This is a genomic window from Nesterenkonia lutea, from assembly GCF_014873955.1.
Taxonomy (GTDB): Bacteria; Actinomycetota; Actinomycetes; order Actinomycetales; family Micrococcaceae; genus Nesterenkonia; species Nesterenkonia lutea.
Genome location: NZ_JADBED010000001.1, coordinates 1,929,672 through 1,954,020, shown reverse-complemented (window position 1 = coordinate 1,954,020; position 24,349 = coordinate 1,929,672). Strand labels below are relative to the sequence as shown.

Genomic DNA, 24,349 nt, shown 5'->3' with positions numbered 1-24,349 from the left:
AAGACAATCTCGACATGCCTGGGCCGAAATCGTCGTGGGAGGGGCTGCTCGCGATGCTCACGGTCATCGTTGTGAGGCACTCAACTCGTTTGGTACCGCAGTTCAGGCAGAATCAGGGACATGCGCGTTCGAAGTGAGCACTTGGCCGAAACCATCCAAGCCTGCCTGATAGGTATCTCAATCCTGCTCTTCGGCACCGCGCTGCTAGGCGGAGACATTGTCATCCCGCGCAACCTTCCCGCCGGAGGGCTATTAATCCTGGCCGGTACTTGCTACCTGATGAGCGCACTCATGAGAATCCGGCGACGGCCCTCCACCTCTCGGTAGCGTCCTGGGCTCTGCGCCCTCTACCAAACGAGCCCAGGAGGTCTCCGTGTCCCGGCGCAACGCCCGATTGAATGCGTGTGGTCGGCACCTGCTCGTTGAGCGTGTCTGTGAACAAGGCTGGGCCGTCGCCCACGCGGCCACGGCCCAAGGCGTCTCCCGCCAGTGCGCACACTGTTGGCCCACGCTTTCGGCTGAAGCCCTGATGACCTGACGGGCGGGGCTAACGGTCGGCGCGGGCCAGCCGACAGTGAAGCCTGAAAGGACGTGCTGATGATCGTCGTGACCAGGCTCAACGGGACCCGCTTCGCAGTGAACCCCGATCTGATCGAGCGCATCCAGGAGCACCCGGACACGGTGCTTCTGATGATCAATGGGGCCCGGTACGTGGTGCTCGAATCCATGGACGACGTCATTGGACTGATCGCCGACTTCCGCGCTCGCGTGGTGGCAGGCGCCTCGACAAGCGCGTCCGGCCTGCCCGATGAGCCCCCACCCAGGATGGTCTGATGGATCCCGCAACCCTGATCGGCCTGCTGCTCGCCTTCGGCGCCATGTTCGCCATGCTCTTCCTCGAAGGCGCGCACGTGAGCTCCATCCTGCTCCCGGCGCCCATGATCCTGGTCTTCTTCGGGACCATCGCCGTGGCTGTGGCCGGCGGCACTCTCAAAGACGCGCTACTTGCAGTCAAGGCCCTGCCCACTGCGTTCCAGGGCAGGGTGGCGGCAGCAGAGGATCGCATCGAGCATCTCGTCGCGCTGGCCGAGGTGGCCCGCAGCGATGGTCTGTTGGCGTTGGAGGCCAAGGCGCAGCAGGCTGAGGACCCGTTCGTCTCCCGCGGGCTGCAGTCACTGGCAGACGGTGTGGACGGTGATTCGCTGCGTCAGCAGCTCGAAGACGACATCGCCACCAAGGATGCCACCGCCCAGGTCGCATCTCGGTTCTACACGTCCATGGGCGGATACGCGCCCACGGTCGGGATCATCGGCACGGTGGTCTCGCTGACGCATGTGCTGGAGAACCTCTCGGAGCCTGACGAGCTGGGTCATATGATCGCTGCGGCCTTCGTGGCCACCCTCTGGGGACTCGTTTCGGCGAACTTCATCTGGCTGCCGATCGGCGCTCGGCTGGGTCGGCTTGCGCAGCTCGAGCAGGACCGGATGGAGCTCACGATGGAGGGGCTTCTCGCAATCCAGGACGGCAGCCAGCCCATCCTGCTCGGTGAGCGGCTGCGCGCCATGGTCCCTGCCCACGAGCTGCGCCCCGCGGCGGACACCTCGACCCGGGACGTCAACGAGGCCGCATGAGCTCCCCGGGGAACCCCACGCGGCGCAGCTCCGCCGGACGCGCTCAGGGCGGTCGGCGACGCTCGCGCGCCGGCTCCGGCGGATCGGGCGGACACGGCGGTGGTGATGAGCGCTGGATGGCCTCCTATATGGACATGGTCACGGTGCTGATGTGCCTGTTCATCGTGCTCTATGCCATGTCCACAGTGGACCAGGACAAATATGAGCAGCTGCGCAGCTCCTTGGCGACGGGGTTCGGCACCGAGTCCAGCGAGACGGTGGACACCGCCTCGGGTGTCGTCGTGCCTCCGGAACGGGTCGGCGAAGAGGGTCCCGATGCAGAACTGACCCAGGGCGAGCAGCTGGAGCTGCTGGAGGAGGTCACCGATGACCGGATCGCGCTGGCCCAGGAGGAGATCGATGACCTCCGTGCGCTGCAGCGCAAGCTCCAGGATCGGCTGAGCGAGGCCGGACACGAGGGCAGTGCGGAGTTCGTCCTCGACGAGCGCGGGCTGACCGTGCGCCTGGTGGGGGCAGAGACCTTCTTCGACCCGAACAGCTCCACGCTCAATGACGAAGGCCAGGAGGTGATCGACGCGATCGCCCCGGTGCTTGCACCCACCGCCCGGTTCTTCGAAGTGGGTGGTCATGCCGATGTCCGCCGTCCGGTGGAGCCATATCCGACCAACTGGGAGCTCTCGGCCAGCCGGGCCACCGGCGTGCTCAGAGAACTGGTGGAGGTGGGCGGAGTCGATGCCGCCAAGATCGTCTCCGTGGGCTATGGGGACGCGCATCCGGTGGACGAACGGCTCTGGCAGAACCGACGGGTGGATGTCACCGTCCTCTCCGACGAGCCGGAACAGATCCGTGAGCTGCTTCCCGAGCTTGCCGCGGGAGCTGACGAGGCCTAAGCCGAAAAAAATATCCACCTGAAGCTAACGGGCAGGTCAGAGGCTCCGATAGTGCCCGACGTGTCCTCTACGCTTGTGCCGCCGCCACGTGATGCGGCGCCGGTCAGCCTCCCCGCGCAGGAGCCGGTGCTCTATGACTTTCGTCGCCCCACCACGCTCTCGCGCGAGCATGCCCGCACATTGGAACTCGCCTTCGAGACGTTCGCCCGCCAGTGGGGAACGCAGCTGACCGCACGAGTCAGAGTGATGTCCCAGGTCACCCTGGAATCCGTGACCATGCAGACCTACGACGACTACATAGCGCGGCTGCCCGCCACGACCGCGATGGTGCTGTGCAGCCTCGACGGACTCAACGCACGGGCCGTGTTCCAGTTTCCCGCCTCCGGCGCGCTGAACTGGGTGTCCCATATCCTGGGCAGCCACCACCCCGTGGATGTCCCTGAGCGCAAGTTCACCCGCATCGAGCAGACCCTGGTCCGAAATCTGGTCACCGAGACCCTCGAAGACCTGCACTACTCCCTCGGAGGGCTGCTGAAGAGCGCAGTGACGGTGGACACCATCCACTACAACGCGCAGTTCGCCCAGGCCGCCACCAAGATGGACCTGATGCTGGCCGCCACCTTCACGATCCAGGTGGGGGACCGGTCAGTGCTGGCCACCGTCGCGGTGCCGGGGGATGCGATCCTCCCGCAGCTGGGCGAGGAGAACCCGATCGACACCGGGGAGCACGCGGCAGAGCTGCTCAACGAGCACATCGCGCAGGTCCCGATGGAGCTGGCGCTGAGCGTCAGCGACGCCCAGGTGACCCCGGAGCAGATCCTGAACATGTCGGTGGGCGATGTCCTGCGCCTGCCGCACCCATCCCACCGCCCGCTGAACCTGACCGTCGATGGTCAGCGCCTGGGCACAGCAGCCGCCGGTTCCCATGCCGGCCGGATCGCCGCCGTCGTCGTCTCCACTGAGGAAAGCACACTATGAGCCCCATCCAGGACATCGATGCCGGGAGCACCGCCTCTCGGGAGACCACAGGTCTGCACGTCTCTGCCGCAGAGGCGCTGTGCGCCGCCCTGCCGGTGAGCGTGCCGGTCACTGCCCGACGCTTCGACGAGTCCGCTGCCCAGCCTTCGCCCGCAGCTCTTGCCGGAGACGGTGACCTGTCTGTGGCGGCTTTCGTGGGAAGTCTCTCTGCCGAGGTGGCCGTGCGCGTGGACCCCTCCGTCCTCGGAGACGCGGCCGACCTTGACCCGAAGCTGGTCTCCATCGATGACGTGCTGCGTCCCGCCTTTGAGGCGGCCACCGGCGTGCTCGGCACGGGGGTGCTCTCCACGGCTCCCCGCGGCTCGGCGGAGGGTCTCCTGCAGGATCCCGAGACCGTCGTCTTCGAGCTGCTCGCAGCAGGAGACTCCGTGGGCTGGTTCGCCGTCCGTTTGCGCGAACCGGTTCCGAGCTCAGCCTCCGCCGGCCGCGACCGGACCCCGGCGCCCGGCACAGCGACCGCCGGGTCCACGGGGGGTGCGCCTCGAGACGACGAGAACGTCTCCTCCAGGCTGAGCCGGCTCAACAACGTCCAGATGGCGCTGACCGTGGAGATCGGCCGCACCCGGGTCTCGGTGCGCGATGTGCTCGCGATGGAGCCAGGAGCCGTGATCGAACTGGACCGCAACGCGGGTGCCCCCGCCGATGTGCGGCTCAACGGCAGACTCATCGCCCAGGGCGAGGTGGTGGTGATGGACCAGGACTATGGGGTGCGCATCACCAAGATCCTCGACTCCTCGGAAGGCCTCGTCTGAGTGGACAGCTTCTTTCTGATCCTCCGGGTCGCGGTCTCGCTCGCCGCGGTCCTGGGGCTCATCTGGTTCATCAATCGCCGCTGGTCCGGACGGGTCACCTCGGCGACCCCACACGCAGTCACCATGATCGGGCGGCATGCTCTGGGCCAGAAGTCCTCGGTGGCGGTGGTGGACATCGACGATCATCGCTATGTCATCGGGGTCGCCGAGCAGAGCGTCACCCTGCTGGAGAGCTACCCCGCCCCTGAACCCCCGCCGATGGAGGCGACCACAGCGGCCTCAGGCGGACGCCACTCGGCAGTGAGCCGCAGCTTCGAGCAGAAGCTGCGCTCCGCCGTCGCACTCGCGCAGGGCAGGACCGGCCATGACCGGATCGGCGGCTCGGCTTCTCCGCGGCCCCAGGATCCACACCAGGACCCCACCCAATGAACGCCGCAGGGACTGCGCCTGCACTGACGATCAGGCCAACGACGGCGCAGCCGCAGCCGCAGCCGCAGCAGCTGAGCCGGAGGGTGCTGCTGGTCCTGCTGCTGGTCCTTGCGGTGGGCGCCTCGCTGTGGCTCTCGGCCGGATCGGTCTCGGCGGCCCCGGTGGACCCTCCGGAGCAGCCGCAGCCTGGAGAGCCCGCGCCGGTCCCGGGCGACGACGAGGGTCAGGACGGGGACGGCGAGGACGCCGAGGGCGAGGGCGGCGGCGGACTCTCAGTGGACATCAACGGTCCCGACGGCACCCCCAGCTCCGCCGTGGTCACGCTGATCGCGATCACGCTGCTCTCCGTGGCCCCTGCCCTGCTGCTGATGATGAGCTCCTTCACCAAGATCTTCGTGGTGCTCGCGCTGACCCGCAATGCCCTCTCGCTGCCGTCGATCCCGCCGAACCAGGTGCTCGCCGGGCTGGCGCTGTTCCTCTCCTTGTTCGTCATGTCCCCGGTGCTCACCGAGATCAACGAACTCGCCGTGCAGCCCTATACCGACGGCGGGCTGACCTTCACCGAGGCGCTGGAGGTCGGTTCGGAGCCGCTGCGCCAGTTCATGCTCGCCCACACGCGCGAAGAAGACATCGCGCTGATGACCCGGGCGGCGGACCTGGAGAACCCCTCCACACCGGATGACGTGGCACTGACCACGCTCATCCCCTCCTTCATGGTCTCCGAGCTGCGGGCGGCCTTCATCATCGGCTTCGTGATCTTCGTGCCCTTCCTCGTCATCGACCTGGTCGTGGCCTCCGCGCTGATGTCCATGGGCATGATGATGCTCCCGCCGGTGATGATCTCGCTGCCCTTCAAGATCCTGCTGTTCATCCTGGTCGACGGCTGGGGACTCATCATCACCGCCCTCGTGGGCAGTTATACGGGAGGTGGCTAGGCATGGACACCAATGCCGTGCTCGACATCGGACTCGCCGGGCTGGTCGTCGCCGCGAAGCTCTCGGCGCCGGTGCTGATCACCTCCCTGGTGGTCGGCTTCGCCATCTCGCTGTTCCAGTCGATGACCCAGATCCAGGAGATCACGCTGTCCTTCGTGCCCAAGGCCGTGGCGGTGGGCATCGCGCTGGTGGTCTGCGGGCACTGGATGATCGCCGAGATCGTCAGCTTCACCCACACCCTCTTCGACCGGATACCCGCTCTCCTCGGGGGCGGATGACGTGGAGTTCACGCTGCCGCTGGCCTGGCTGGAGGCCACGATGCTCGCAGCCGTGAGGGTCACCGCGTTCATCGTCATCGCGCCGCCCTTCTCCCACGGCTCGGTGCCCATGCGCATCCGCGCCGCGATGGGAGCGGCCCTGGCACTGGTGGTGGCGCCGCGCGCCGTCGCCGACTACGTGCCGATGGACACCGGAGGTTTCATCGCCGCGCTGCTGCTGGAGATCCTCGCCGGCGCCGCCCTGGGCTTCCTGGTGATGCTGCTCTTCGCCGCCGTGCAGTCTGCGGGCGGACTCATCGACCTATTCGGCGGCTTCCAGCTCGCGATGGCCTTCGATCCGGGCTCCCAGATCAACGGCGCCCAGTTCACCCGGCTCTTCCACTTCGCAGCCATCGCGCTGCTGGTGGCCTCCGACGGCTATCAGCTGATCCTGGCCGGGCTCTTCCGCTCCTTCGACGCGCTGCCGCTGGGGGCCGAGATCAGCCTCGCCGCGCTTGCGGAGAACTCTCTCACCGGCTTCACCGAGATGTTCATGGCGGCCGTTCAGATCGCCGGCCCGCTGCTGGTGGTGCTCTTCCTGGCAGATGCCGGACTGGGACTGCTGACCCGGGTCGCCCCTGCTCTGAACGCCTTCTCACTGGGCTTTCCGCTGAAGATCTTCCTCACGCTGACCCTGGCTGGCACGGTGTTCGTGGTGCTGCCGGCGGCCGTCTCCACGCTGGTGCAGTCCGGCCTGCGCGCCTTCAACGGGGTGATCTGATGTCTGAGCCCACAGGGGAGAGGACGGAGAAGGCCACACCTCAGCGGATGAAGGAGGTCCGCGAGAAGGGCAAGCTCTCCCGCTCGCAGGATCTGACCGCCTGGCTCGGGATCGGGGCCGCCACCGCCGCCATGCCCTGGGTGCTCGACACCGCACGGGAGGCAGGACAGGTCCAGCTGGGAGCGGTGAAGGCCGTCATCGATGCTCCTGACCCCGAGGTGGCCGTCACCGCTCTGGGCGAGGCGGGCGCCTCCATGGCGCTGACGCTGGGGCCGATGCTGGCCGCCGTCGTCCTGGCGGTGCTGGCCGGCGCCGTGCTCCAGGGTGGCGTGACGTTCCGCAAGTTCGCGCTCAAGGGCGAGCATCTGGACCCGGTGAAGGGGATCAAGCGGACCTTCGGGCTGCAGGCGCTGTGGCAGGGGCTCAAGGCGCTGCTCAAGACCGCGGTGGTGGGCCTGATGCTCTGGTACGTCATCCGCTCGCTGATGCCGCTGCTGCTCAACGCCGGCCTGCTGCCCGTCTCCTCCATGCTCAGCGCGGCAGGAAGCGGCACGGTCTCACTGCTGCAGGCCTCCATCCTCGCCGGGGTCGGGCTCGCAGTGGTCGATCTGCTCGTGGTCTCCCGGCGGAACCGCAAGCACACCCGGATGACCAAGCAGGAGGTCAAGGATGAGAACAAGAAGACCGACGGCGATCCGCTCGTGCGTCAGCACCGGCGCAGCCGCGCCCTGGAGATGAGCCGCAACCGGATGATCGCCGCCGTGGGGGACTCCGACGTGATGCTGGTCAACCCCACGCATGTGGCCGTGGCGCTGTCCTACCAGCCGGGGTTCGCGGCCCCGAAGGTCGTGGCGCTGGGGACGGACAACATCGCGCTGCGCCTGCGCGAGGAGGCCGCCGCGCGACGCGTGCCCATGGTGCGCGACGTCGCCCTCACCCGGGCGCTGCATGCCCAGTGCTCGCTCGGCGACGAAGTGCCCGTGGAGCTCTTCACCCAGGTGGCGCAGGTGCTGGCCTTCGTCATGCAGCTCAAAGAGCGCGGCAGCGCCTCCGGCGTCCACACCGTGCCCGCCGTGCCCCGTCAGCCTTTCGCAGGGACCAAGGAGACACGTCAGTGAACAACCTCTCAAAGGTGGCCGTCCCGCTCGGGGTCGTCGCGATCGTGATGCTGCTGGTGGTGCCGATCCCGGCCGGACTGCTCGACGCCCTGATCGCGGTGAACATCCTGCTCGCGATCCTGGTGCTGATGACCACGATGTTCGTGAAGAAGCCGCTGGACTTCTCCGTTTTCCCCTCCCTGCTGCTGGTCATGACCCTGCTGCGGCTGGGCCTGAACGTGGCCTCCACCCGCCTGGTGCTGGGCAACGGCTACGCCGGAGAGGTGATCGGCGCCTTCGGCACCATCGCGGTGGGCGGAAGCCTGATCATCGGATGTGTGGTGTTTCTGATCCTCGTGGTCATCCAGTTCGTGGTGGTCACCAAGGGCGCCGAGCGCGTGGCCGAGGTGGGTGCCCGCTTCACCCTGGACGCTATGCCGGGCAAGCAGATGGCCATCGACGCCGACCTCAACGCCGGCCAGCTCACCGACTCCCAGGCGCGGGAGCGCCGGGCCGAGGTCGCCGCCGAGGCCGACTTCTACGGAGCCATGGACGGCGCCTCGAAATTCGTCAAGGGCGACGCCATCGCCGGTGTCGTCATCACGCTGATCAACCTGGTCGGCGGCATCGCGATCGGCATGCTCTCACATGGGCTCGCGGCAGGGGAGGCGGTCAACACCTATTCGCTGCTGACCATCGGTGACGGCCTCGCCACCATGATCCCCTCGCTGCTGATGGCCGTGTCCACCGGCATGATCGTGACCCGATCCAACGCGGAATCGGATATGGGCTCCTCCGCCTCGAAGCAGCTGGCCCAGTCCCAGACCGCTCTGCTGGTGGCCGGTGCCGCCGCCATCTCCCTGGGCCTGATCTCCGGCATGCCGAAGCTGCCCTTCATGGGGGTCGGGGTCGTGCTGATCATCATCGCCTACCGGATCCGGGCGGGCGAGGCGGCCGAGGCGCGGCGCGAGGCCGATCAGGAGGCCGAGCAGACGGCGCGTCCGGCGGAGACCACCGAGGACCTGATCGACCATATGCGGGTGCACACCCTCGAGATCCAGCTCTCCCCGGACGTGGTGGACATCGTCGGAGGCGGCGGGGACGACCTGCTCGCCCGGGTCAAGGCGCTGCGCAAGCGGATCGCACTGGAGCTGGGCATCCTGGTCCCGCCGGTGCGCACCCGGGACAGCGTGGAGCTGCCGCCGGCCAGCTACGCGATCCGAGTCGCCGGTGTGGAGATCGGCCGCGGCCAGATCCCGCGCGGCAAGATCCTCGCCCTGGGGGAGCAGCTGGGATCGCTGCCCGGGACCACTGTGGTGGAACCGGTGTTCGGGCTCTCCGGAAAGTGGGTCCCCGCCGAGCTGCGACACAGCGCGGAGATGAGCGGAGCGATGACCATCGACCGGGTCTCCGTGGTGGTCACCCATCTGTCCACAGTGATCCAGAACAACGCGGCGCGTCTGCTTACCCGTGAGGACGTGCGGGTGCTCACCGATGCGGTCAAAGAGGTCAACCCCTCCGCCGTGGAGGAGCTCGTCCCCTCCGTGCTCAATCTCGCGGAGGTCCAGCGCGTGCTGCAGGGACTGTTGGAGGAGCAGGTGCCGATCAACGACCTGCCGCGGATCTATGAGGCGCTCGCGCTGCGCGGGAAGGTCTCCGGCGAGCCGGAAGGTCTCATCGAGGCGGCCCGGGCGGCCCTGGGACCAGCCATCGCCGCGAAGCACCTGGAGGAGGGCAGGCTCCGGGTCATCATGATCGATCCGAGTCTGGAACACTCCATGCTCGAAGGCCTGCGCACCGCCGAGGGGGCGAGTCAGATCCTGCTGGACACCGCCCGCATCGAGGCGATCCACGCCTCGGTGAGAGAATCACTGACCGAGGCGGAGTCCCGCGGACACAATCCGGTGCTGGTCTGCGCTCCGGCCCTGCGGCCGGCGGTGCGTCGCCTGCTGGCGCCGCAGACAGGGGGGCTGCCCGTGCTCTCCTATCAGGAAGCCTCTTCAGGAGGAGCAGAGATCGAGACCGTGGGAGTGGTGCGTGGAACCGAACAGATACGTCCTTAAAGGCACGTCCCTGGCGAAGCTCGGGGCCCAGGCGCTCGCGGAATACGGCCCTCGGGCGCGGATCGTCTCCGCTGAACGCGTCACGCGCGGCGGCATCGGGGGCTTTCTGGCGCGGGAGCACTTCGAAGCCACTGTGGAGGTTCCGGCTCCCCGGCCCGAGCAGTCGCCGCCGCCTCCTGCACCCGAGGTCGACTCGCGGCGTCGTCGTCGGCTGCGGGCGCAGGAGAAGTCTCAGCCGTGGGATGAGACGGAGGCTCGGACGGAGGGTGGCGAGTCAGAGTCGCCGGTGGAGGATCTCGATGAGGACTTCGCCCGCATGATGGATGAGCTGTGGCTGGCGTCGCGAGAGCCCGCCGGGGAGCGGGAGCTCGGGGCCGCTCCCGGTGCTTCCCTCGGAAGTCCGCTCGGGACTTCGGCCGGGGCTTCGACCGGAACTTCGGCCGTGGCCCCCACCGGGACGACTGCCGCACCTGCGCTGCTACAGGCACCCGGGACGCTGATGGTCCTTGCCTGCCTCGGCGCCGAAGAGTCCGCTGCGCTGGCAGCACTGGTTGCGAGTGCCGCCGACGGAGCGCTGGGGGACCCGCTTCTGCTGGCGGAGGCCGATTACGCGAGCAAGCCCCTGCGCGAGGCCAGAGCGGTGCTGCGCGAGGCGCGTGCCAAGGCCGTGGGCATGGAGGTTCCGGTGCTGGCGACCTGCGCGCTGCGCTTCCCGCGTCCCGGAGTGCTCAGCGGGGCAGAGTCCCCCGCGGTGAAGGAGGCCGACCAGCTCTGGGCAGCCGTGGACCTGCGTCGCAAGCCGGAGGACATCCGGCACTGGCTCGCGGTGCTCGAACAGTCGCGCCCCATCGACGGACTGGTGCTGACCTGCGCGGATGAGACGCTCACCCCCGCGACCGGACACCAGCTCGGCTGGCCGGTCTCCGTTAGGATGAACCAGTGCTAGTGCTCACACGGAAGGTCGGTGAACAGCTCCTCATCGGTGAGGAGGTGGTGATCACCGTGCTGGAGGTCCGCGGAGACGGCATCAAGATCGGCATCGACGCGCCCCGCGACGTCAAGGTCCAGCGCCGCGAAGTGCTGCTCTCCGTCTCAGAGACCAACCTGGAGGCTGCACGTGCCGCGGGTCCCGAGGCCGAGACGGCACTGAAGGCGATCTTCAGCGCGGGCGCCCCCAACGCGGGCGCTCCCGCAACAGGTCACGGCGCGGCAGACTCCTCGCCCGCGGGTCCGGTGGACGAGCCCGACAAGACCCAGGCCCCTGCGACGGAGCCCCCGGCCTAGCCCGTCGAGCCGGCCCGTGGAGGCAGAGGCTGAGCAGCGAGCTCTGGTTCAGTCATCGGCCGGGCTGCCGCCGGGAGGCATGGACCCGCCGAAGAGCGGCTCGAAGTTCGGCCGCTTGGCGTGGATCCCGTCTCCGGAGGACCTTCCGCGCAGACGCCGAATCACCCAGGGGAACAGATGGTGGCGAGCCCACACCACGTCGCCCACGCGCGCCTCGCGCCAGCTGCGCACCGGCGCCGGGCGCGGCTCAGAGGGCACCAGATCATGCTTGACGTTCATCGTCTCCAGGACCATGCGGGCGATCGTATGGTGGCCCAGCGCGGAGAAGTGCAGCCGGTCGGCGTCCCACATCTCCGGGCGGGTCAGCTCCCGCAGCGACCACATGTCGGCCACCACGGCATCATGCCGGGCGGCGATGGTCCTGATGTTCTCGTTGAAGATCGCGACCTTCCCGCGGATCGAGCCGACCACAGGGGTCTCGCGCACATCAGGGCCGTTGAACAGCACGATGGTCGCTCCGGTGGTGCTGAGGATCTGCACCATGGTGTCCAGCACGCGGGCGATCTCATCCGGATCCCCACCGGGGCGGATCACATCGTTGCCGCCCGCGCACAGGGTGATCAGGTCGGGACGCAGCTCCAGCGCCGGGGCGATCTGCTCGTCGCGGATCTGCGCGATGAGCTTCCCTCGCACGGCGAGGTTCGCGTAGGAGAACTTCCGGGCTCCGTCTGTGGCCGCGGCACCGAGGGCGAGCTCCTCGGCCACCCGGTCGGCCCAGCCGCGGTGGTAGCCCGGGCGCGTCTGGTCGGGATCCCCGATGCCCTCGGTGAAGGAGTCCCCGAGGGCGACATAGCGGGTCCAGGGGTGCCGCGGAACTGCTGGCGCATCCCCGGCGTCGGCACGGTGTTCGGGGGTGTCGCCAGGAACTTCAGGGGTGTTGAGAATCTCGTCGTTGTTACTCACAGGTACATTCTCGCTGAAGACCCCCGCCTGACGCATCCTCCTATGGGCTGACCAGAAGGACTGGGCTGACCAGAAGGGCCGGGCTGATTAGAGTGGGTCAGGCACATCTTCCCGTCATGCAAAGGTCGTCCCATGTCTGCTCAGCCCCACGTCGTCTGGTCTCGCGAGCCGCAGGACCGCGCCGGCACCCCGCTGGTGGTGCTGCTGCACGGCTATGGATCCCACGAACAGGACCTCATGGGGCTGGTGCCGGGCCTGCCGGAGGAGTTCACCTATGCCTCCGTGCGGGCTCCGGTGAAGATGGAGTTCGGCGGCTACACCTGGTTCGACCTGGACGTGGAGCGGCTGGCCTACTCCTCCTCCGCCGCCCGGAACGCGGTGGAGGACCTCTGGGAGTGGATCACCTCGGTCAAGGATGAGCACAGCTCGGTCACCCTGTTCGGGTTCTCCATGGGCATGGCCATGGCCACCTCGCTGCTGCGCAGCCGCCCGCAGAAGTTCGCCGCCGCCGTCGGGCTATCCGGCTTCGCCGTGGACCCCGCCCGTGGTGAGGGCATCGAGGGCTGGTTCGACGACGAGGCCCTGGCCGCCGCGCAGATCCCGTTCTTCTGGGGCCGGGATCAGGAGGACCCGATCATCCCGGCCGAGCACGTCGAGTACACCCACGCCTGGGCGACCAAGACGGTGAAGCTGACCAAGGTGCTCTACGCCGGGGCCGGGCATGGGGTGGTCCCGCAGGAGATCAGCCACGTGGGCGAGTTCCTCACCCACACGGTGCTCAAGTCCCGCTGAGCCCCGCCGTGACGGCGCTGAGCGCCCGCCGGTAGACCTGCGCGTGGGCTGCGGCGATCTCGTGTCGCTGCCTCCTGCGCCAAGCGACTGTGGACTCCTCCGCAGCGGTGCGCGCAGGCTGCTGCGCGGCGGTGGGGTCGGGCCGCTCTGCGGCGGTGCGGATGGCGCGCTGCAGGCTCGGCACGTCCAGCCGGCCCTCTCCATGCCAGTGGTAGAGGTGGTCCGCGCCCTGGCTGCGGTAGCAGCCCACGTCGGGAGCGATCACCGCCGTGCCGAGATCATGGGCGGCCTCCATCCAGCCGGAGTGTGTCCCGAACCGGTAGGGCAGCAGGGACGCATGCAGGCTGGAGAGATAGTCGAAGAGCTCCGCGTCGCTGAAATAGTCATGAACGCGGAGATCCAGCGCGGCTCCTTCCCGTCCTCGCAGCCAACGGGCCAGCTCGGCGTCGTGCCGGGCACCGGTGTCCTCGAAGACGTCCCGGTGCACGTTCACCTGCAGCACGCCGCCCGGAATCTCTGCCACAGCCTCCGCAGCCGCCTGCAGCAGCGGAATGCCTGCCATGTTCGCTCGCAGGCTCTTCAGGTGGATCCCCAGCCGGAACTCCTCGGCGGCTCGGCGCGGCGCCCGCGCACCGGCGTCCATGCGCTCGAAATCCACCACATGCGGGTGCGGAATCACCTCAGGCCGGACTCCCCAGCGGGTTTCGATCTCCGTCGCCGCCTGCTCGCTCAGCGTGATGACCGCCTTCGCCCGGTTGATCAGCACCTCGAGCTGGGATTCGTGCAGGGCAGAGTCCTCATGGTGGGGGTTCCACAGGTCGTGCACGGTGTACACCAGAGGAACGCCCTTGGCATCAAGCGCGTCGACCACGGAGCTGAGCTGTGCCGGGGTCTGGGCGTCGAACCCGAAGTGCAGATGCATCAGGTCGAAGTCATGCGCTGCGATCCAGGCAGGATCCAGCATCGCAGGAGGCCACCAGGGCGCTCCGGTGGGAGCATCCTGGCGCGAGGGAGGCGGATCCGAAAGGCGCCGCACAGGATCCAGCTCCGGGTCTGGACTGCTCAGGTGCCGGATATAGACATGGGAGGCGGGCACTGAGGCCACACGCATCGTGTTCATCTGGACTCCTCTTCCTCACGCGCTTGGTCCACACGCGCTTCGTCTACACTCGCCTGGTCGACGGCGACCCAGTCAGCACCCTCCCGGCGCACGAGTCCCCGGCGTCGGAACTCCTCCAGCCAGCCTTCCATCGGCCAGTGGCCCCAGGTGCCGGCGAAGGTGCGTCCATTGCGCAGGATGTCCTCCAGGTGCTCCACCGGGGGGCTGGAGACCGGATGGTGCTGGTGAAAGGCACGCGCCGCGCCCACCCAGGAGAGGCCCACCCCGGCGGCCCGGGCGCGCCAGGCGAAGTCAGTGTCCTCCGCCCCGTAGCCCGTGTACGCCTCGTCGAATCCTCCGATCCGCTGCCAGACGGATCGCCGCACTGCGAAGGAGAGGGACCAGAACAGAGCGTGTTCACCGTCGCTGAGAATCTCTCCGGGCTCCGGTGCTGGACGTGCCGGATGTGGCGCGGCCCATTCGGCGAGCTGGGCGGGCTCGGCGACGTCGAGCTGTTCGGCGGGCAGCTCCGGCAGATAAGCCACCGGGCCGCAGAGCAGGTCGTCCGGGCGGCGGGCGGCGGCGTCGAGATAGGCACCCACCAGCTCGGGAGCGGGGATGCAGTCCACGTCGAGGAAGATCAGCAGGTCCTCCGGATGAGGAAGCGACCTCAGTGCCAGCTCCGCCCCGCGGTTTCTGGCCTCGGCCAGCGGAAGCCTGCCCTGGCTGCGCGGGACCTCGACGGCCTCGGTGGTCAGTCGGTCGCCGTCGGACCGCTGCGCCTCGGCGCTGACCTGTCTGCTGATCTCAGGATCCGCCATGGCCACGAGCTGGTGCCGCAGGGGTGGCTTGGTGCTCGCGGCCAGGCCGGCGCGCATGCGTCGCAGGTGTGTGTGCCTGCCATGGACAGCGGTGATGACGACGGCGCGCGGCACAGACGTCTTCATCGGTTCACCTCCATGCCGGGTTGGTGGGGAGCCTCCTGGGCGACCAGGTCCTGCAGGAGATCGGCGAAGCGGACGGCGGCGCCGCCGTCGCACCAGCTGGACCAGTCCTGTCCGTCTCGCCGCAGCACCTGGGTCAGCGCCTCTGTCCAGCCGGTGTCGTCGTCGGGATCGGGCATGCGGACCGCCGGCCAGGGGCCGCGCTCCAGCGCAGCGAGCATGCGCTGCTGCTCCTGGTGCGGTCGGTCAAGTGCGGTGACCAGAGCCGGCGTGCGACTGGCCGCGACCTCTGCGATGGAGTTCTGCCCGGCGGCGGTGACCACCAGGTCGGCACGCACCAGCTGCGGCCACGGATCGTGTTCCCAGGAACCGTCTCCGCCAAGGATGACGATCTCGGCCGAGGGGAGCATCCGGCGCAGCCGCGCGATGCTGGATGAGCCCACGGAGCCCCCGCCCCCACCGCTGAGCACCACGATGTTCAGCGCCAGGACGTCCAGCGGCAGGAGGTTCAGCGGTGAGGCGTGCAGGCGTGAAGCGGCGTGCGGTAGTGAGCTGGCGTCGGCGGGGGAGGACTGGGGCGCGAACCTTGAGAGTCCGCCGAGCGCATGGACGGCTTCGGCGCCGTGGAGCATGTTCGCGGCCTCGGCGGGCCACATCCCCACCACTCGCTCAGAGACGGCATAGCCGAGCTGATGAGCCCGATCCGTGCGATCCCCGGGCAGGGCCACGGTCACCACGGGGACCCCGTGAAGCCGGACGAGGAGGGCCATCTCCACGGACACGTCAGCCACGACCAGTGCCGGGCGCGCGGCGTCCAGCCAGGCGGAGACCTGCGCGCTGCGCCGGAGCAGACCGGGGTGGTGCCGGGGCACCCAGTGCAGGGCACCCGAGGCGGTGGCGTCGCGGGGCTCCGGCCGCGTCGCCGTGTCATCCCGCTCCAGCTGGACCCAGTCCGCTCCGGGCCAGTCCGTCGGTTCCGGCAGAGAGGAGAGTCCGGTGATCTCCAGGCCGGCCTCCGCGGCGGCTCGGGCCACCGCTGTGGCCCGGTGAAGGTGGCCTCGTCCCTGGTGGTGGATGTACCAGCCGATCATCGAACCGGGGCGGCCTGCCGTGGGGAGATCTCCTCCGCCATCTGGGCGTAGACGTTCTCGTATTCGGTGACCATCCGGTCCAGGGAGAGGTGCTGCTCCGCGCGTTCGCGCACGACTCGCCGCTCGCAGGTCGCGGCGCGGGTGATCGCCGCCGCGAGACTCGCCACCGAGCCGTCTGCGGCGAGCGCGCCGGTCTCCTCGGTGACGATCTCCACGAGGCCTCCGCGGGCAAAGGCCGCGACGGGAGTTCCGCAGGACATGGCTTCTGCGGCCACGAGGCCATAGGGCTCGTCCCACTGGGAGCTCACGACCGCCACCTCCGCGGAGCCGACCAGCTCGACCAGCTCAGCATGGTGCAGATGACCCGCGTAGACGGCGTCGTCGCCGAGTCGGGGCGCGACCTGCGCGTCGAAGTATGCGCGGTCCATGATCGGCCCTGCGAGGGTGATGCTGCGCCCAGCCGCTCGGGCTGCGTCGATGGCGAGATGAGGAGCCTTCTCCGCGACCAGCCGTCCGGTCCAGACGCATCCGGGCCCCCCGGGTCCGACCTTCCAGACCTCGGTGTCCACGCCGTTGGCGATCACGCCCGCGCTCACCGTCTCCTGCCAGGCCTGCGCGGTGGCCGAGCTCACCGCCATGAAGACCGAGGAGGGGGAGGCGTAGTTCATCGCGGACTCCAGCCACGGGGTGGGCGGGGTGTGCAGCGTGGTGAGCACCGGGGCGGGCACCATGGAGGACAGCGCCAGCGGAAGGTGATGCAGGGAGTTGTTGTGGATCACGTCGAACTCGTCGGAGCCTGCCAGGTGCAGCATCAGACCCAGATAGGCGTGGTGCTGCTGCATCCAGTCCACCGGCATGGCGCCGACATCGGAGCGGGCCGCCTCGGTGAACTCCAGGCGTTCGGGAATCAGCATCTGTGCACCCAGGTCGGGGTCGCTGCCGCCGGCGGCGAACAGGGTCACCGAATGGCCGCGGGTGATGAGCCTGCGTGCCACGGTGTGGGTGAAGGCTTCGAGTCCACCGGCGAAGGGCTCCCGGATCGGGAACTGGCTCGAGGCGATGATGCAGATGCGCAACCGCACCCCCTGTCGACAGCGCGAGGCGCAGTCCCCTGCCACCGGTCATCGACCGGCACGTCCCTCGCGAGATGGAGTCCCGGAACACGCGCGCGTACCAGGCTTATAGACGCACTTTACACGCGGATCATCGGGAGTCGAGCTCAGTCCTCGCGGTCCTCCACGGGCATGAGCTTTGCGCCGGGAAGGCCGAAGGCCTCGCCGTCGAACTCCACCAGGGCTCCGCGCCTGACCTGACGGCCTCGTCGGGTCTCCACCTCGCCGTCCACGCGCACGCCGGAGGCATCGATCACCTCCCGGGCGAGCGCCCCGTTCTCGACGACTCCGGCCAGCTTGAGCAGCTGGCCCAGACGGATGGATTCATCACGGATCGGCACCTCAGTCACATCACTCATGGCACCATCCTCCCACCCCCGCCCCGCGTTCTACCGGGCCTCACGTGATTGACCTGCCCGACCGTGGGACCGGTAGAGCGCGCAGGGCCCGGTAAAACGCTGGATAGAGTGATGCCCATGAGTTCTGCCGAGCCCGCAGCGGCCCCTCGATCCCCCCTGGTCTGGGTGTTCCTGCTGCTGCTGATGCTCGGCTCCGGCATGGCGATCCCCGCCCAGGGACGGGTCAATGCCGCACTGACCCGCGAGATCGGGGATCCGGTGCTGGCGGCCACCATCAGCTTCTCCGTGGGCACCGTCGTCATGATCCTGGCGACCCTCGGCACGGCGCGCGGGCGCCGGGGACTGCGACGGGTCGCCCCGGCGGTCCGCGAAGGTCGGATCCGCTGGTGGTACTTCCTCGCCGGATGCGCGGGCGGGTACTTCGTGCTGACCCAGACGCTGACCATCGGACTCATCGGGGTGGCGGTGTTCACCGTGGCGGTGGTCACCGGTCAGACCCTCGGCGGGCTGCTCTGGGACCGCATCGGGCTGGGTCCTGCCGGGAGGATGCGACTGAACCCGTTCCGGATCGGCGGTGCGGTGCTGACCGTGCTCGCGGTCCTCTGGGCGGTCTCCCCGCAGCTCGAAGCGGCAGGACAGGGCGCCGCCTGGCTCGCTCTGGTGCTGCTGCCGCTCTCTGCAGGCTTCGTGCAGGCCGGCCAGCAGGCGATCAACGGCCGGCACTCCGCCGCCTATGGGGGACCGGCACCGGGCACGCTGTTCAACTTCCTCGCCGGCACGGTCTTCCTGCTCCTCATCTGGGCGGGAAAGGCACTGGTCAGCGGCGTGGACCCCGCACTGTCCTCGGTCTGGTGGCACTACCTGGGCGGACCGCTGGGCATCATCTTCATCGCGCTGGGCGCCCTGCTGGTCACTCGGGTCGGCGTGCTCATCGCGGCGATGGGCATGATCGCCGGCCAGCTGCTGGGCTCGCTGCTGCTCGATGTGCTGCTTCCGACTCCCGGGTCTCTGGTCACCCTCGCGACCGTGCTGGGCACCGGACTGACCCTGGTCGCGGTGATCCTGGCCTCGCTGCCGGACATCCTGCGCGGGCGTCCGTCAGCGCGATAAGCTGACGCAGTCTGTCTTCATCCCGTACTACCTGAGGTGTATCTGCCACATGGCCAAAGAGACCGCACTCGACAAAGTCATCTCCCTGGCGAAGCGTCGCGGCTTCGTGTTCCAGTCCGGAGAGATCTACGGCGGCACGCGGTCTGCCTGGGACTACGGGCCGCTGGGCACCGAGCTCAAGGAGAACATCAAGGCCGAGTGGTGGCAGACCTTCATCCGTGGACGCGGCGACATGGTCGGCCTCGACTCCGCGATCATCCTGCCGCAGGCGGTCTGGCACGCCTCCGGCCACGTGAAGACCTTCTCCGACCCGCTGGTGGAGTCGCTGCACACCCACCGCCGCTACCGCGCCGACCACCTCATCGAGGCCTACGAGGCCAAGCACGGCCACCCCCCGGAGAACGGCCTCGCCGACATCCGTGACCCCGAGACCGGCCAGCCGGGCAGCTGGACCGAGCCGCAGCAGTTCTCCGGGCTGATGAAGACCTACCTGGGCCCGGTGGACGACGAGGAGGGGCTGCACTATATGCGCCCCGAGACCGCCCAGGGCATCTTCGTGAACTTCAACAACGTGGTCACCTCCGCCCGGAAGAAGCCGCCCTTCGGAATCGGTCAGATCGGCAAGGCCTTCCGCAACGAGATCACCCCCGGCAACTTCATCTTCCGCACCCGTGAGTTCGAGCAGATGGAGATCGAGTACTTCACCCACCCGGATGAAGCCGACGAGTGGTTCCAGCACTGGGTGGACGCCTGCTACAACTGGTTCATCAACCTGGGTCTGAACCCGGAGAACCTGCGCAAGTTCGACGTGCCCGAAGACGACCGGGCGCACTACTCGGCCGGCACCATCGACCTGGAGTACCGCTTCGACTTCGCGGGCTCCGCCTGGGGCGAGCTCATGGGCGTGGCGAACCGCACCGACTACGACCTGAACTCCCACACCGAGGCCTCCGGGGCGAAGCTGGCGTACTTCGACCAGGCCAGCGGCACCCGGTACACCCCGTACGTGATCGAACCCTCCTTCGGCCTGACCCGCGCGATGATGGCTTTCCTTGTGGACTCCTACACCGAGGACGAGGCGCCGAACACCAAGGGCGGCGTGGACACCCGCACGGTGCTGAAGCTGCACCCGAAGCTGGCCCCGGTGAAGGCCGCCGTGCTGCCGCTGTCCAAGAAGCCCGAGCTCGCCGGGGTCTCCCAGGACCTGGCCCAGCAGCTGCGCCAGCACTGGAACATCGACTTCGACGACTCCGGAGCCATCGGCCGCCGCTATCGCCGCCAGGATGAGATCGGCACCCCCTTCTGCATCACCGTGGACTTCGACACCCTCGAGGACCAGGCCGTGACCATCCGCGACCGCGATGAGATGACCCAGGAGCGCGTCTCCCTGGACAAGGTGCAGTCCTACCTCGCGGTCAAGCTGCTCGGCTGAGCCGTGCCGCCGGACGGTCCCGTGGGCCGTGCGCATCCCGCGGAACGGGCAGGCCGCTGAACTGCAGGTTCTGGGTCCGAGGCCAGGTGGGCTTTGTCAGCTTCGCGGCGCGGGACTACCATTGCGTGTTTGGTCTGAACGACCTGGTCTGAACGCCATTGTCTGCACTCGTCTAAGGAAATGCGATGAGCACTGAGCACGACGCCGCAGCTCGCCCCGCCGATCCGGCCCGGCTCACCCTGGACTCCGGTCTCACGGTGCGTCCCTGGGCCGAAGGTGACGATCTGAAGCTGCTTCAGGTCTGGGGCGACCCGGAGAACTCGATGCATCACCAGGACCGCAGCCTGCTGCGGCCCTCATCCAACGACCCCTGGTCCCGGTGCATCGTCGCCGAGGCCGAAGGTCTGCCGGTCGCGGCGGCCACCATCTTCCGCTCCTCGCTGCACCCAGACCGGCTCTCCTTCTACGCGGAGGTCGCCCCCGAGCACCGCCGCCGCGGCGTGGCCGCACAGATGCTGCAGATCCTCGAGGCCGAGGTCCCCAACTGCGCCGTGCAGTCGCTGAAGTCCCGGGTGGCCAAGCGTTCCGCCGCCCAGTGCTTCCTCAAGGACAACGGGTTCACCAAGATCCAGGCCTCCCGCCAGGTGGTGATCCAGCCGGGCGCGATCAAGCTTCCGGACCTGGACAGCGCCGGGCTCGACCTGGAGGACCTCGCCACCGGATCGGTGGAGCTCACCCAGCTGGTGGCGGACTTCTACAACGCCGTGCACACCTGGGACCCCGCCGAGATGACGGTCGGGCGGGCCCAGCAGATGCTGCTGGCACCGGAGACCGGAGCCTCCGGCGCCGTGGTGCTGCGCGACACCGCCAATGGAGGGGACAACAGCATCCTCGCCTTCGCGATCAGCTACACCCCCGAGCGCACCGAGGACCCGGCCGACGTGCTGCTCGGCTGGAACCCGGAGCTCCCCGAGGCCGACGCCGAGACCTCCTGCCGCGCGATGCTCTCGCTGCTGGCCGCGCACTTCCCGGTCAAGGTGGAGGTCGACGACGCAATGGTGCCGCTGAAGACCGTCACCGACGAGCTCATCGAGGCGGGCCTCGCCGAGTTCGACTTCGAGGCGCTCATCTACGCCCGCGACGCGTCCTGAGGACTCACGCCGTGACCATGGAAACCGCCGAGGCGCAGGCACCCGAGAAGCAGGCGCTGCTGCCGCCGCTGCGGCTCGGGCCCATCACCGTGGAGACCCCTGTGGTGCTGGCCCCGATGGCCGGCATCACCAACACCGCCTTCCGGCGGCTCTGCCGCGAGTACGGCGGAGGACTCTTCGTCAACGAGATGGTCACCGCCCGCGCCCTGGTCGAGCGGCGTCCCGAGTCCCTGCGGATCATCCGTCACGAGCCCGATGAGGTGCCGCGCTCGGTCCAGCTGTACTCGGTGGACCCGGTCACCACCGGCCATGCCGTGCGCATGCTGGTGGAGGAGGGCCGCGCTGATCACATCGACATGAACTTCGGCTGCCCGGTGCCCAAGGTCACCCGCAAGGGGGGCGGCTCCGCGCTGCCCTGGAAGACGAAGCTCTTCGAGTCCATCGTCGCCACCGCCGTGCGCGAGGCGTCCAGGGCGAACATCCCGGTGACGGTGAAGATGCGCAAGGGCATCGACGAGGACCACCTGACCTTCGTCGAGGCCGGCAGGATCGCCCGTGACTCAGGCGTCGCAGCCGTGGCGCTGCATGGACGCACGGCGCGCCAGCACTACTCGGGCCAGGCCGACTGGTCCGCGATCGCGGCGCTGCGTGAATCGCTGCCCGACATCCCGGTCCTGGGCAACGGAGACATCTGGTCGGCTGAGGATGCCGTGGCGATGGTGGAGCAGACCGGGGTGGACGGCGTCGTCGTCGGCCGCGGCTGTCAGGGCCGCCCGTGGCTCTTCGGTGACCTGCAGGCGGCCTTCGAGGGCCGCGCGCAGCGCCACCGCCCGGACCTGCCGATGGTCTCAGCCACGCTCCTGCGCCACGCGCAGATGCTGATCCCGTATTTCGACGGCGACGAGCGCAAGGCCATGCAGGACATCCGCAAGCATGTGGCCTGGTACTTCAAGGGCTACGCCGTGGGCTCGCATCTGCGCACCCAGCTGGTGGCCGTGGAGTCACTGGCTCAGCTCACCGATCTGCTGGGCCAGCTGGACCAGAGCCTGGAATACCCCGGGGCCGACGCCGAGGGCCCGCGCGGACGCGCCGGATCGCCCAAGAAGGTCCACCTGCCGGAGGACTGGCTGGTGTCCCAGGAGCTCAACGAGCAGCAGCGCCAGATGATCCAGGCCGCAGAGGTCGACATCTCCGGCGGCTAAGGTTGCAGGCATGAGTGCGCAGAACGTGGAGCGAGTGGAGGGCGGATACGCGGCCCTGAGGCCTGGCTACACCGAGGCTGACGAGGCCCGCTGGGTGCCCGAGCATGGGAAGTCCGTGTACCGGTCCAGCTTTGAGCGGGACCGCGCCAGGCTGCTGCACTCCTCGGCGCTGCGCCGGCTCGGAGCCAAGACCCAGGTGGTCTCCCCGGACATCGACGACTTCTCCCGCACCCGGCTGACCCACTCGCTCGAGGTGGCCCAGGTGGGTCGGGACCTGGGCCGACTGCTGGGCTGTGACCCCGACGTCGTCGATGCCGCCTGCCTCTCCCACGATCTGGGGCACCCGCCCTTCGGCCACCATGGCGAGACGGTGCTCAACTCCCTGGCCGCCGAGCACGGCGGGTTCGAGGGCAATGCGCAGACGCTGCGTCTGCTCACCCGGCTGGAGACCAAGCGGTTCCACCCCGACGGCCGCTCGGCGGGGCTGAACCTGACCCGCGCCTCCCTGGACGCAGCGGTGAAGTACCCCTGGCAGGCCCACGAGGCCCCCGCCCTGCCGGGCGGCGGTCGCAGCCAGAAGTTCGGCGCCTATGCCGATGACCTCGAGGTGTTCCGCTGGATCCGTGAGGGCGTCACGGGCCGGCGCAAGTCCATGGAGGCCCAGGTGATGGATGCCGCCGATGACATCGCCTACTCCGTGCATGACATCGAGGACGGGGTGGTCAACGGACGGTTCCAGCTGAAGTTCCTCACCGACGCGGTGCAGCGCCGCCGCGTGGTCCAGACCACCCGCGACTGGTATCTGCCGGAGACCGATCCGGCACGGATCGAGGCCGCGCTGGGGCGGCTCTCCTCAGCCGAGTCCTGGGTGGGGGAGTCCGACGGCTCGCGAAGGGCGCTGGCGGCGCTGAAGAACATGACCAGCGAGCTGATCGGCAGGTTCTCCCACGCCATCTTCACGGCCACCCGGGACGCCCATGGGCACCGGCCGCTGGTCCGCCACGAGGCGGATCTGGTGGTGCCGCTGGAGACGCTGGAGGAGATCTCGCTGATGAAGGGCATCGCGGCGACCTACATCATGGCCTCCCGTGAGCAGATGCCGGTGTACGCGCGGCAGAGCGAGGTCATCGAGGCTCTGCACGGGCTGCTCACCGAGACCGGGGACCAGTTCCTGGAGCCGCCCTTCCAGGTCGACTTCCACGCGGCGGCGGACGAGTCCGGCCGGCAGCGCGCGATCATCGACCAGATCGCCTCGCTCACCGACGGCGCGGCGCTGGAGTGGTACGCCACGCTGGTCCACGGCCGTCCCGTGTTCAACCGCCTCTTCGCCTGACCTTCCCCCCATCCCGCGTGCGCTGAGGGGCGGAGTGCTACTTGCCGATATCGCCGACGACGACGTCAAAGGCCGCGAACAGCTCCTCGGCGTCCACGAAGAGATTCAGGTCCGGTTCACCGGCGCCCATGGCGATGCGCCCCGAGATGGACTCGTCCGCGTAGATCGGCCACTGCCGCCCGCCGGCGGTGCGGGCGCCGAACGGAGTGATCGTTCCGGGATGGTAGCCCGTGGCCTGAACCGCCTCCTCGGGCGCGGTCATGGACATCTTCTTCATCCCCGCCAGCCGACGCAGCTTCGCCCAGTCCACCTGCTTGTCCCCGGGGATCAGCGCCACCACATAGCTGTGCTCGGTCGCAGACTGGGTGACCTTCGCCCTGGCCACCAGGGTCTTCACGATCTCCCGCGGCGCGACCCCGAGGTTCTGCGCGGCCTCCTCCAGGGAGGAGGCAGGTCCCCGCTGCACGAATTCAAGGGTCACCGCGCGTGCATCGGCATCGGCCTGCACGCGCTCACGTCCGGAAAGCTCAGTCATGCTCCCAGCCTAGCGAGGACTCTCCACAGCCTGGCGGCGGCGGGTCAAGATTTGGCCGCGCCGAGTAGA

The 24,349-nt window shown here is 68.7% G+C and carries 27 protein-coding genes; 20 read left to right on the top strand and 7 right to left on the bottom strand.

The genetic code is table 11. From position 1 onward, the window contains the following. Positions 1–373 precede the first annotated feature (373 nt). The 14 genes from H4W27_RS13860 to csrA are packed head-to-tail and all read left to right on the top strand — an operon-like array spanning position 374 to position 11,157. On the top strand, positions 374–538 hold the full coding sequence (locus tag H4W27_RS13860; RefSeq protein WP_192595611.1) for a leucine zipper domain-containing protein: 165 nt from the start codon (positions 374–376) through the stop codon (positions 536–538). 59 nt (positions 539–597) lie between these two features. Beyond that, the gene (locus H4W27_RS08895; RefSeq protein ID WP_192595610.1) at positions 598–834 is read left to right on the top strand and encodes a flagellar FlbD family protein; all 237 of its coding nucleotides are present in this window, start codon (positions 598–600) and stop codon (positions 832–834) included. Next, a complete protein-coding gene (locus H4W27_RS08890) occupies positions 834–1,631 on the top strand; it encodes a motility protein A (RefSeq protein WP_192595609.1) in 798 nt (265 codons plus the stop codon). Before H4W27_RS08895 ends, H4W27_RS08890 begins: the two co-directional genes overlap by 1 nt. Then, a complete protein-coding gene (locus tag H4W27_RS08885; RefSeq protein WP_192595608.1) occupies positions 1,628–2,521 on the top strand; it encodes an OmpA/MotB family protein in 894 nt (297 codons plus the stop codon). The genes H4W27_RS08890 and H4W27_RS08885 overlap by 4 nt, the downstream gene beginning before the upstream one ends. Before the next feature lie 60 nt (positions 2,522–2,581). Beyond that, positions 2,582–3,499 carry a flagellar motor switch protein FliM gene (locus H4W27_RS08880; RefSeq protein ID WP_318782253.1) on the top strand — a complete coding sequence of 306 codons (918 nt, stop codon included), beginning with the start codon at positions 2,582–2,584 and terminating at the stop codon, positions 3,497–3,499. Continuing rightward, positions 3,496–4,311 carry a flagellar motor switch protein FliN gene (gene fliN, locus H4W27_RS08875; RefSeq protein ID WP_192595607.1) on the top strand — a complete coding sequence of 272 codons (816 nt, stop codon included), beginning with the start codon at positions 3,496–3,498 and terminating at the stop codon, positions 4,309–4,311. The genes H4W27_RS08880 and fliN overlap by 4 nt, the downstream gene beginning before the upstream one ends. Next, positions 4,312–4,740 carry a FliO/MopB family protein gene (locus tag H4W27_RS08870; RefSeq protein ID WP_192595606.1) on the top strand — a complete coding sequence of 143 codons (429 nt, stop codon included), beginning with the start codon at positions 4,312–4,314 and terminating at the stop codon, positions 4,738–4,740. Next, complete coding sequence (fliP, locus tag H4W27_RS08865; protein WP_192595605.1) at positions 4,737–5,675, top strand: flagellar type III secretion system pore protein FliP; 939 nt, start codon at positions 4,737–4,739, stop codon at positions 5,673–5,675. Before H4W27_RS08870 ends, fliP begins: the two co-directional genes overlap by 4 nt. 2 nt (positions 5,676–5,677) lie before the next feature. Further along, a complete protein-coding gene (fliQ, locus tag H4W27_RS08860; protein WP_192595604.1) occupies positions 5,678–5,953 on the top strand; it encodes a flagellar biosynthesis protein FliQ in 276 nt (91 codons plus the stop codon). Between the two features lies 1 nt (position 5,954). Beyond that, positions 5,955–6,713 carry a flagellar biosynthetic protein FliR gene (locus H4W27_RS08855; protein WP_318782251.1) on the top strand — a complete coding sequence of 253 codons (759 nt, stop codon included), beginning with the start codon at positions 5,955–5,957 and terminating at the stop codon, positions 6,711–6,713. Beyond that, positions 6,713–7,831, top strand: coding sequence for an EscU/YscU/HrcU family type III secretion system export apparatus switch protein (locus H4W27_RS08850; RefSeq protein WP_192595603.1), 1,119 nt, complete (start codon positions 6,713–6,715; stop codon positions 7,829–7,831). Before H4W27_RS08855 ends, H4W27_RS08850 begins: the two co-directional genes overlap by 1 nt. A gap of 47 nt (positions 7,832–7,878) precedes the next feature. Continuing rightward, positions 7,879–9,873 carry a flagellar biosynthesis protein FlhA gene (locus H4W27_RS08845; protein WP_225939398.1) on the top strand — a complete coding sequence of 665 codons (1,995 nt, stop codon included), beginning with the start codon at positions 7,879–7,881 and terminating at the stop codon, positions 9,871–9,873. Beyond that, positions 9,848–10,819, top strand: coding sequence for a hypothetical protein (locus H4W27_RS08840; protein ID WP_192595601.1), 972 nt, complete (start codon positions 9,848–9,850; stop codon positions 10,817–10,819). The genes H4W27_RS08845 and H4W27_RS08840 overlap by 26 nt, the downstream gene beginning before the upstream one ends. Beyond that, positions 10,813–11,157, top strand: a complete 345-nt coding sequence (gene csrA, locus H4W27_RS13855) for a carbon storage regulator CsrA (RefSeq protein WP_192595600.1) — start codon at positions 10,813–10,815, stop codon at positions 11,155–11,157. Before H4W27_RS08840 ends, csrA begins: the two co-directional genes overlap by 7 nt. Positions 11,158–11,205: 48 nt before the next feature. Here the strand turns inward: csrA and H4W27_RS08830 are convergent, their stop codons facing one another. Next, entirely contained in the window at positions 11,206–12,120 is a 915-nt protein-coding gene (locus H4W27_RS08830) for an SGNH/GDSL hydrolase family protein (protein WP_318782249.1), read from the bottom strand. Positions 12,121–12,252: 132 nt separating this feature from the next. Here H4W27_RS08830 and H4W27_RS08825 point away from each other — a divergent pair, with 132 nt between their 5' ends. Next, positions 12,253–12,912: an alpha/beta hydrolase gene (locus H4W27_RS08825; RefSeq protein ID WP_192595598.1), complete on the top strand. Its 660-nt coding sequence runs from the start codon at positions 12,253–12,255 to the stop codon at positions 12,910–12,912. Here the strand turns inward: H4W27_RS08825 and H4W27_RS08820 are convergent. From H4W27_RS08820 to H4W27_RS08800, 5 genes are all read right to left on the bottom strand, one after another. After that, positions 12,899–14,032 carry a glycosyltransferase gene (locus H4W27_RS08820; protein WP_192595597.1) on the bottom strand — a complete coding sequence of 378 codons (1,134 nt, stop codon included), beginning with the start codon at positions 14,030–14,032 and terminating at the stop codon, positions 12,899–12,901. The genes H4W27_RS08825 and H4W27_RS08820 overlap by 14 nt on opposite strands. Then, positions 14,029–14,958, bottom strand: coding sequence for a glycosyltransferase family 2 protein (locus tag H4W27_RS08815; protein WP_192595596.1), 930 nt, complete (start codon positions 14,956–14,958; stop codon positions 14,029–14,031). The genes H4W27_RS08820 and H4W27_RS08815 overlap by 4 nt, the downstream gene beginning before the upstream one ends. After that, positions 14,955–16,046 carry a glycosyl transferase gene (locus H4W27_RS08810; protein WP_192595595.1) on the bottom strand — a complete coding sequence of 364 codons (1,092 nt, stop codon included), beginning with the start codon at positions 16,044–16,046 and terminating at the stop codon, positions 14,955–14,957. Before H4W27_RS08810 ends, H4W27_RS08815 begins: the two co-directional genes overlap by 4 nt. Next, on the bottom strand, positions 16,043–17,128 hold the full coding sequence (locus tag H4W27_RS08805; protein WP_192595594.1) for a glycosyltransferase: 1,086 nt from the start codon (positions 17,126–17,128) through the stop codon (positions 16,043–16,045). Before H4W27_RS08805 ends, H4W27_RS08810 begins: the two co-directional genes overlap by 4 nt. Positions 17,129–17,265: 137 nt before the next feature. Beyond that, positions 17,266–17,517: an RNA-binding S4 domain-containing protein gene (locus H4W27_RS08800; RefSeq protein WP_192595593.1), complete on the bottom strand. Its 252-nt coding sequence runs from the start codon at positions 17,515–17,517 to the stop codon at positions 17,266–17,268. A 117-nt stretch (positions 17,518–17,634) separates the two neighbouring features. On the opposite strand from H4W27_RS08800, the gene H4W27_RS08795 reads away from it, so the two are divergent. The 5 genes from H4W27_RS08795 (at position 17,635) to H4W27_RS08775 (ending at position 23,745) form a co-directional block, all read left to right on the top strand. Beyond that, entirely contained in the window at positions 17,635–18,627 is a 993-nt protein-coding gene (locus H4W27_RS08795) for a DMT family transporter (RefSeq protein ID WP_192595592.1), read from the top strand. 49 nt (positions 18,628–18,676) lie between these two features. Further along, positions 18,677–20,059 carry a glycine--tRNA ligase gene (locus H4W27_RS08790; RefSeq protein WP_192595591.1) on the top strand — a complete coding sequence of 461 codons (1,383 nt, stop codon included), beginning with the start codon at positions 18,677–18,679 and terminating at the stop codon, positions 20,057–20,059. A 185-nt stretch (positions 20,060–20,244) separates the two neighbouring features. Continuing rightward, on the top strand, positions 20,245–21,210 hold the full coding sequence (locus H4W27_RS08785) for a GNAT family N-acetyltransferase (RefSeq protein WP_192595590.1): 966 nt from the start codon (positions 20,245–20,247) through the stop codon (positions 21,208–21,210). A 17-nt stretch (positions 21,211–21,227) separates the two neighbouring features. Continuing rightward, positions 21,228–22,412, top strand: a complete 1,185-nt coding sequence (dusB, locus tag H4W27_RS08780) for a tRNA dihydrouridine synthase DusB (RefSeq protein WP_192596520.1) — start codon at positions 21,228–21,230, stop codon at positions 22,410–22,412. A 10-nt stretch (positions 22,413–22,422) separates the two neighbouring features. Next, positions 22,423–23,745, top strand: coding sequence for a deoxyguanosinetriphosphate triphosphohydrolase (locus H4W27_RS08775; RefSeq protein WP_192595589.1), 1,323 nt, complete (start codon positions 22,423–22,425; stop codon positions 23,743–23,745). Between the two features lie 37 nt (positions 23,746–23,782). Here H4W27_RS08775 and H4W27_RS08770 read toward each other — a convergent pair whose 3' ends face one another. Continuing rightward, positions 23,783–24,280, bottom strand: a complete 498-nt coding sequence (locus H4W27_RS08770; protein WP_192595588.1) for an aminoacyl-tRNA deacylase — start codon at positions 24,278–24,280, stop codon at positions 23,783–23,785. Between the last annotated feature and the right edge of the window lie 69 nt (positions 24,281–24,349).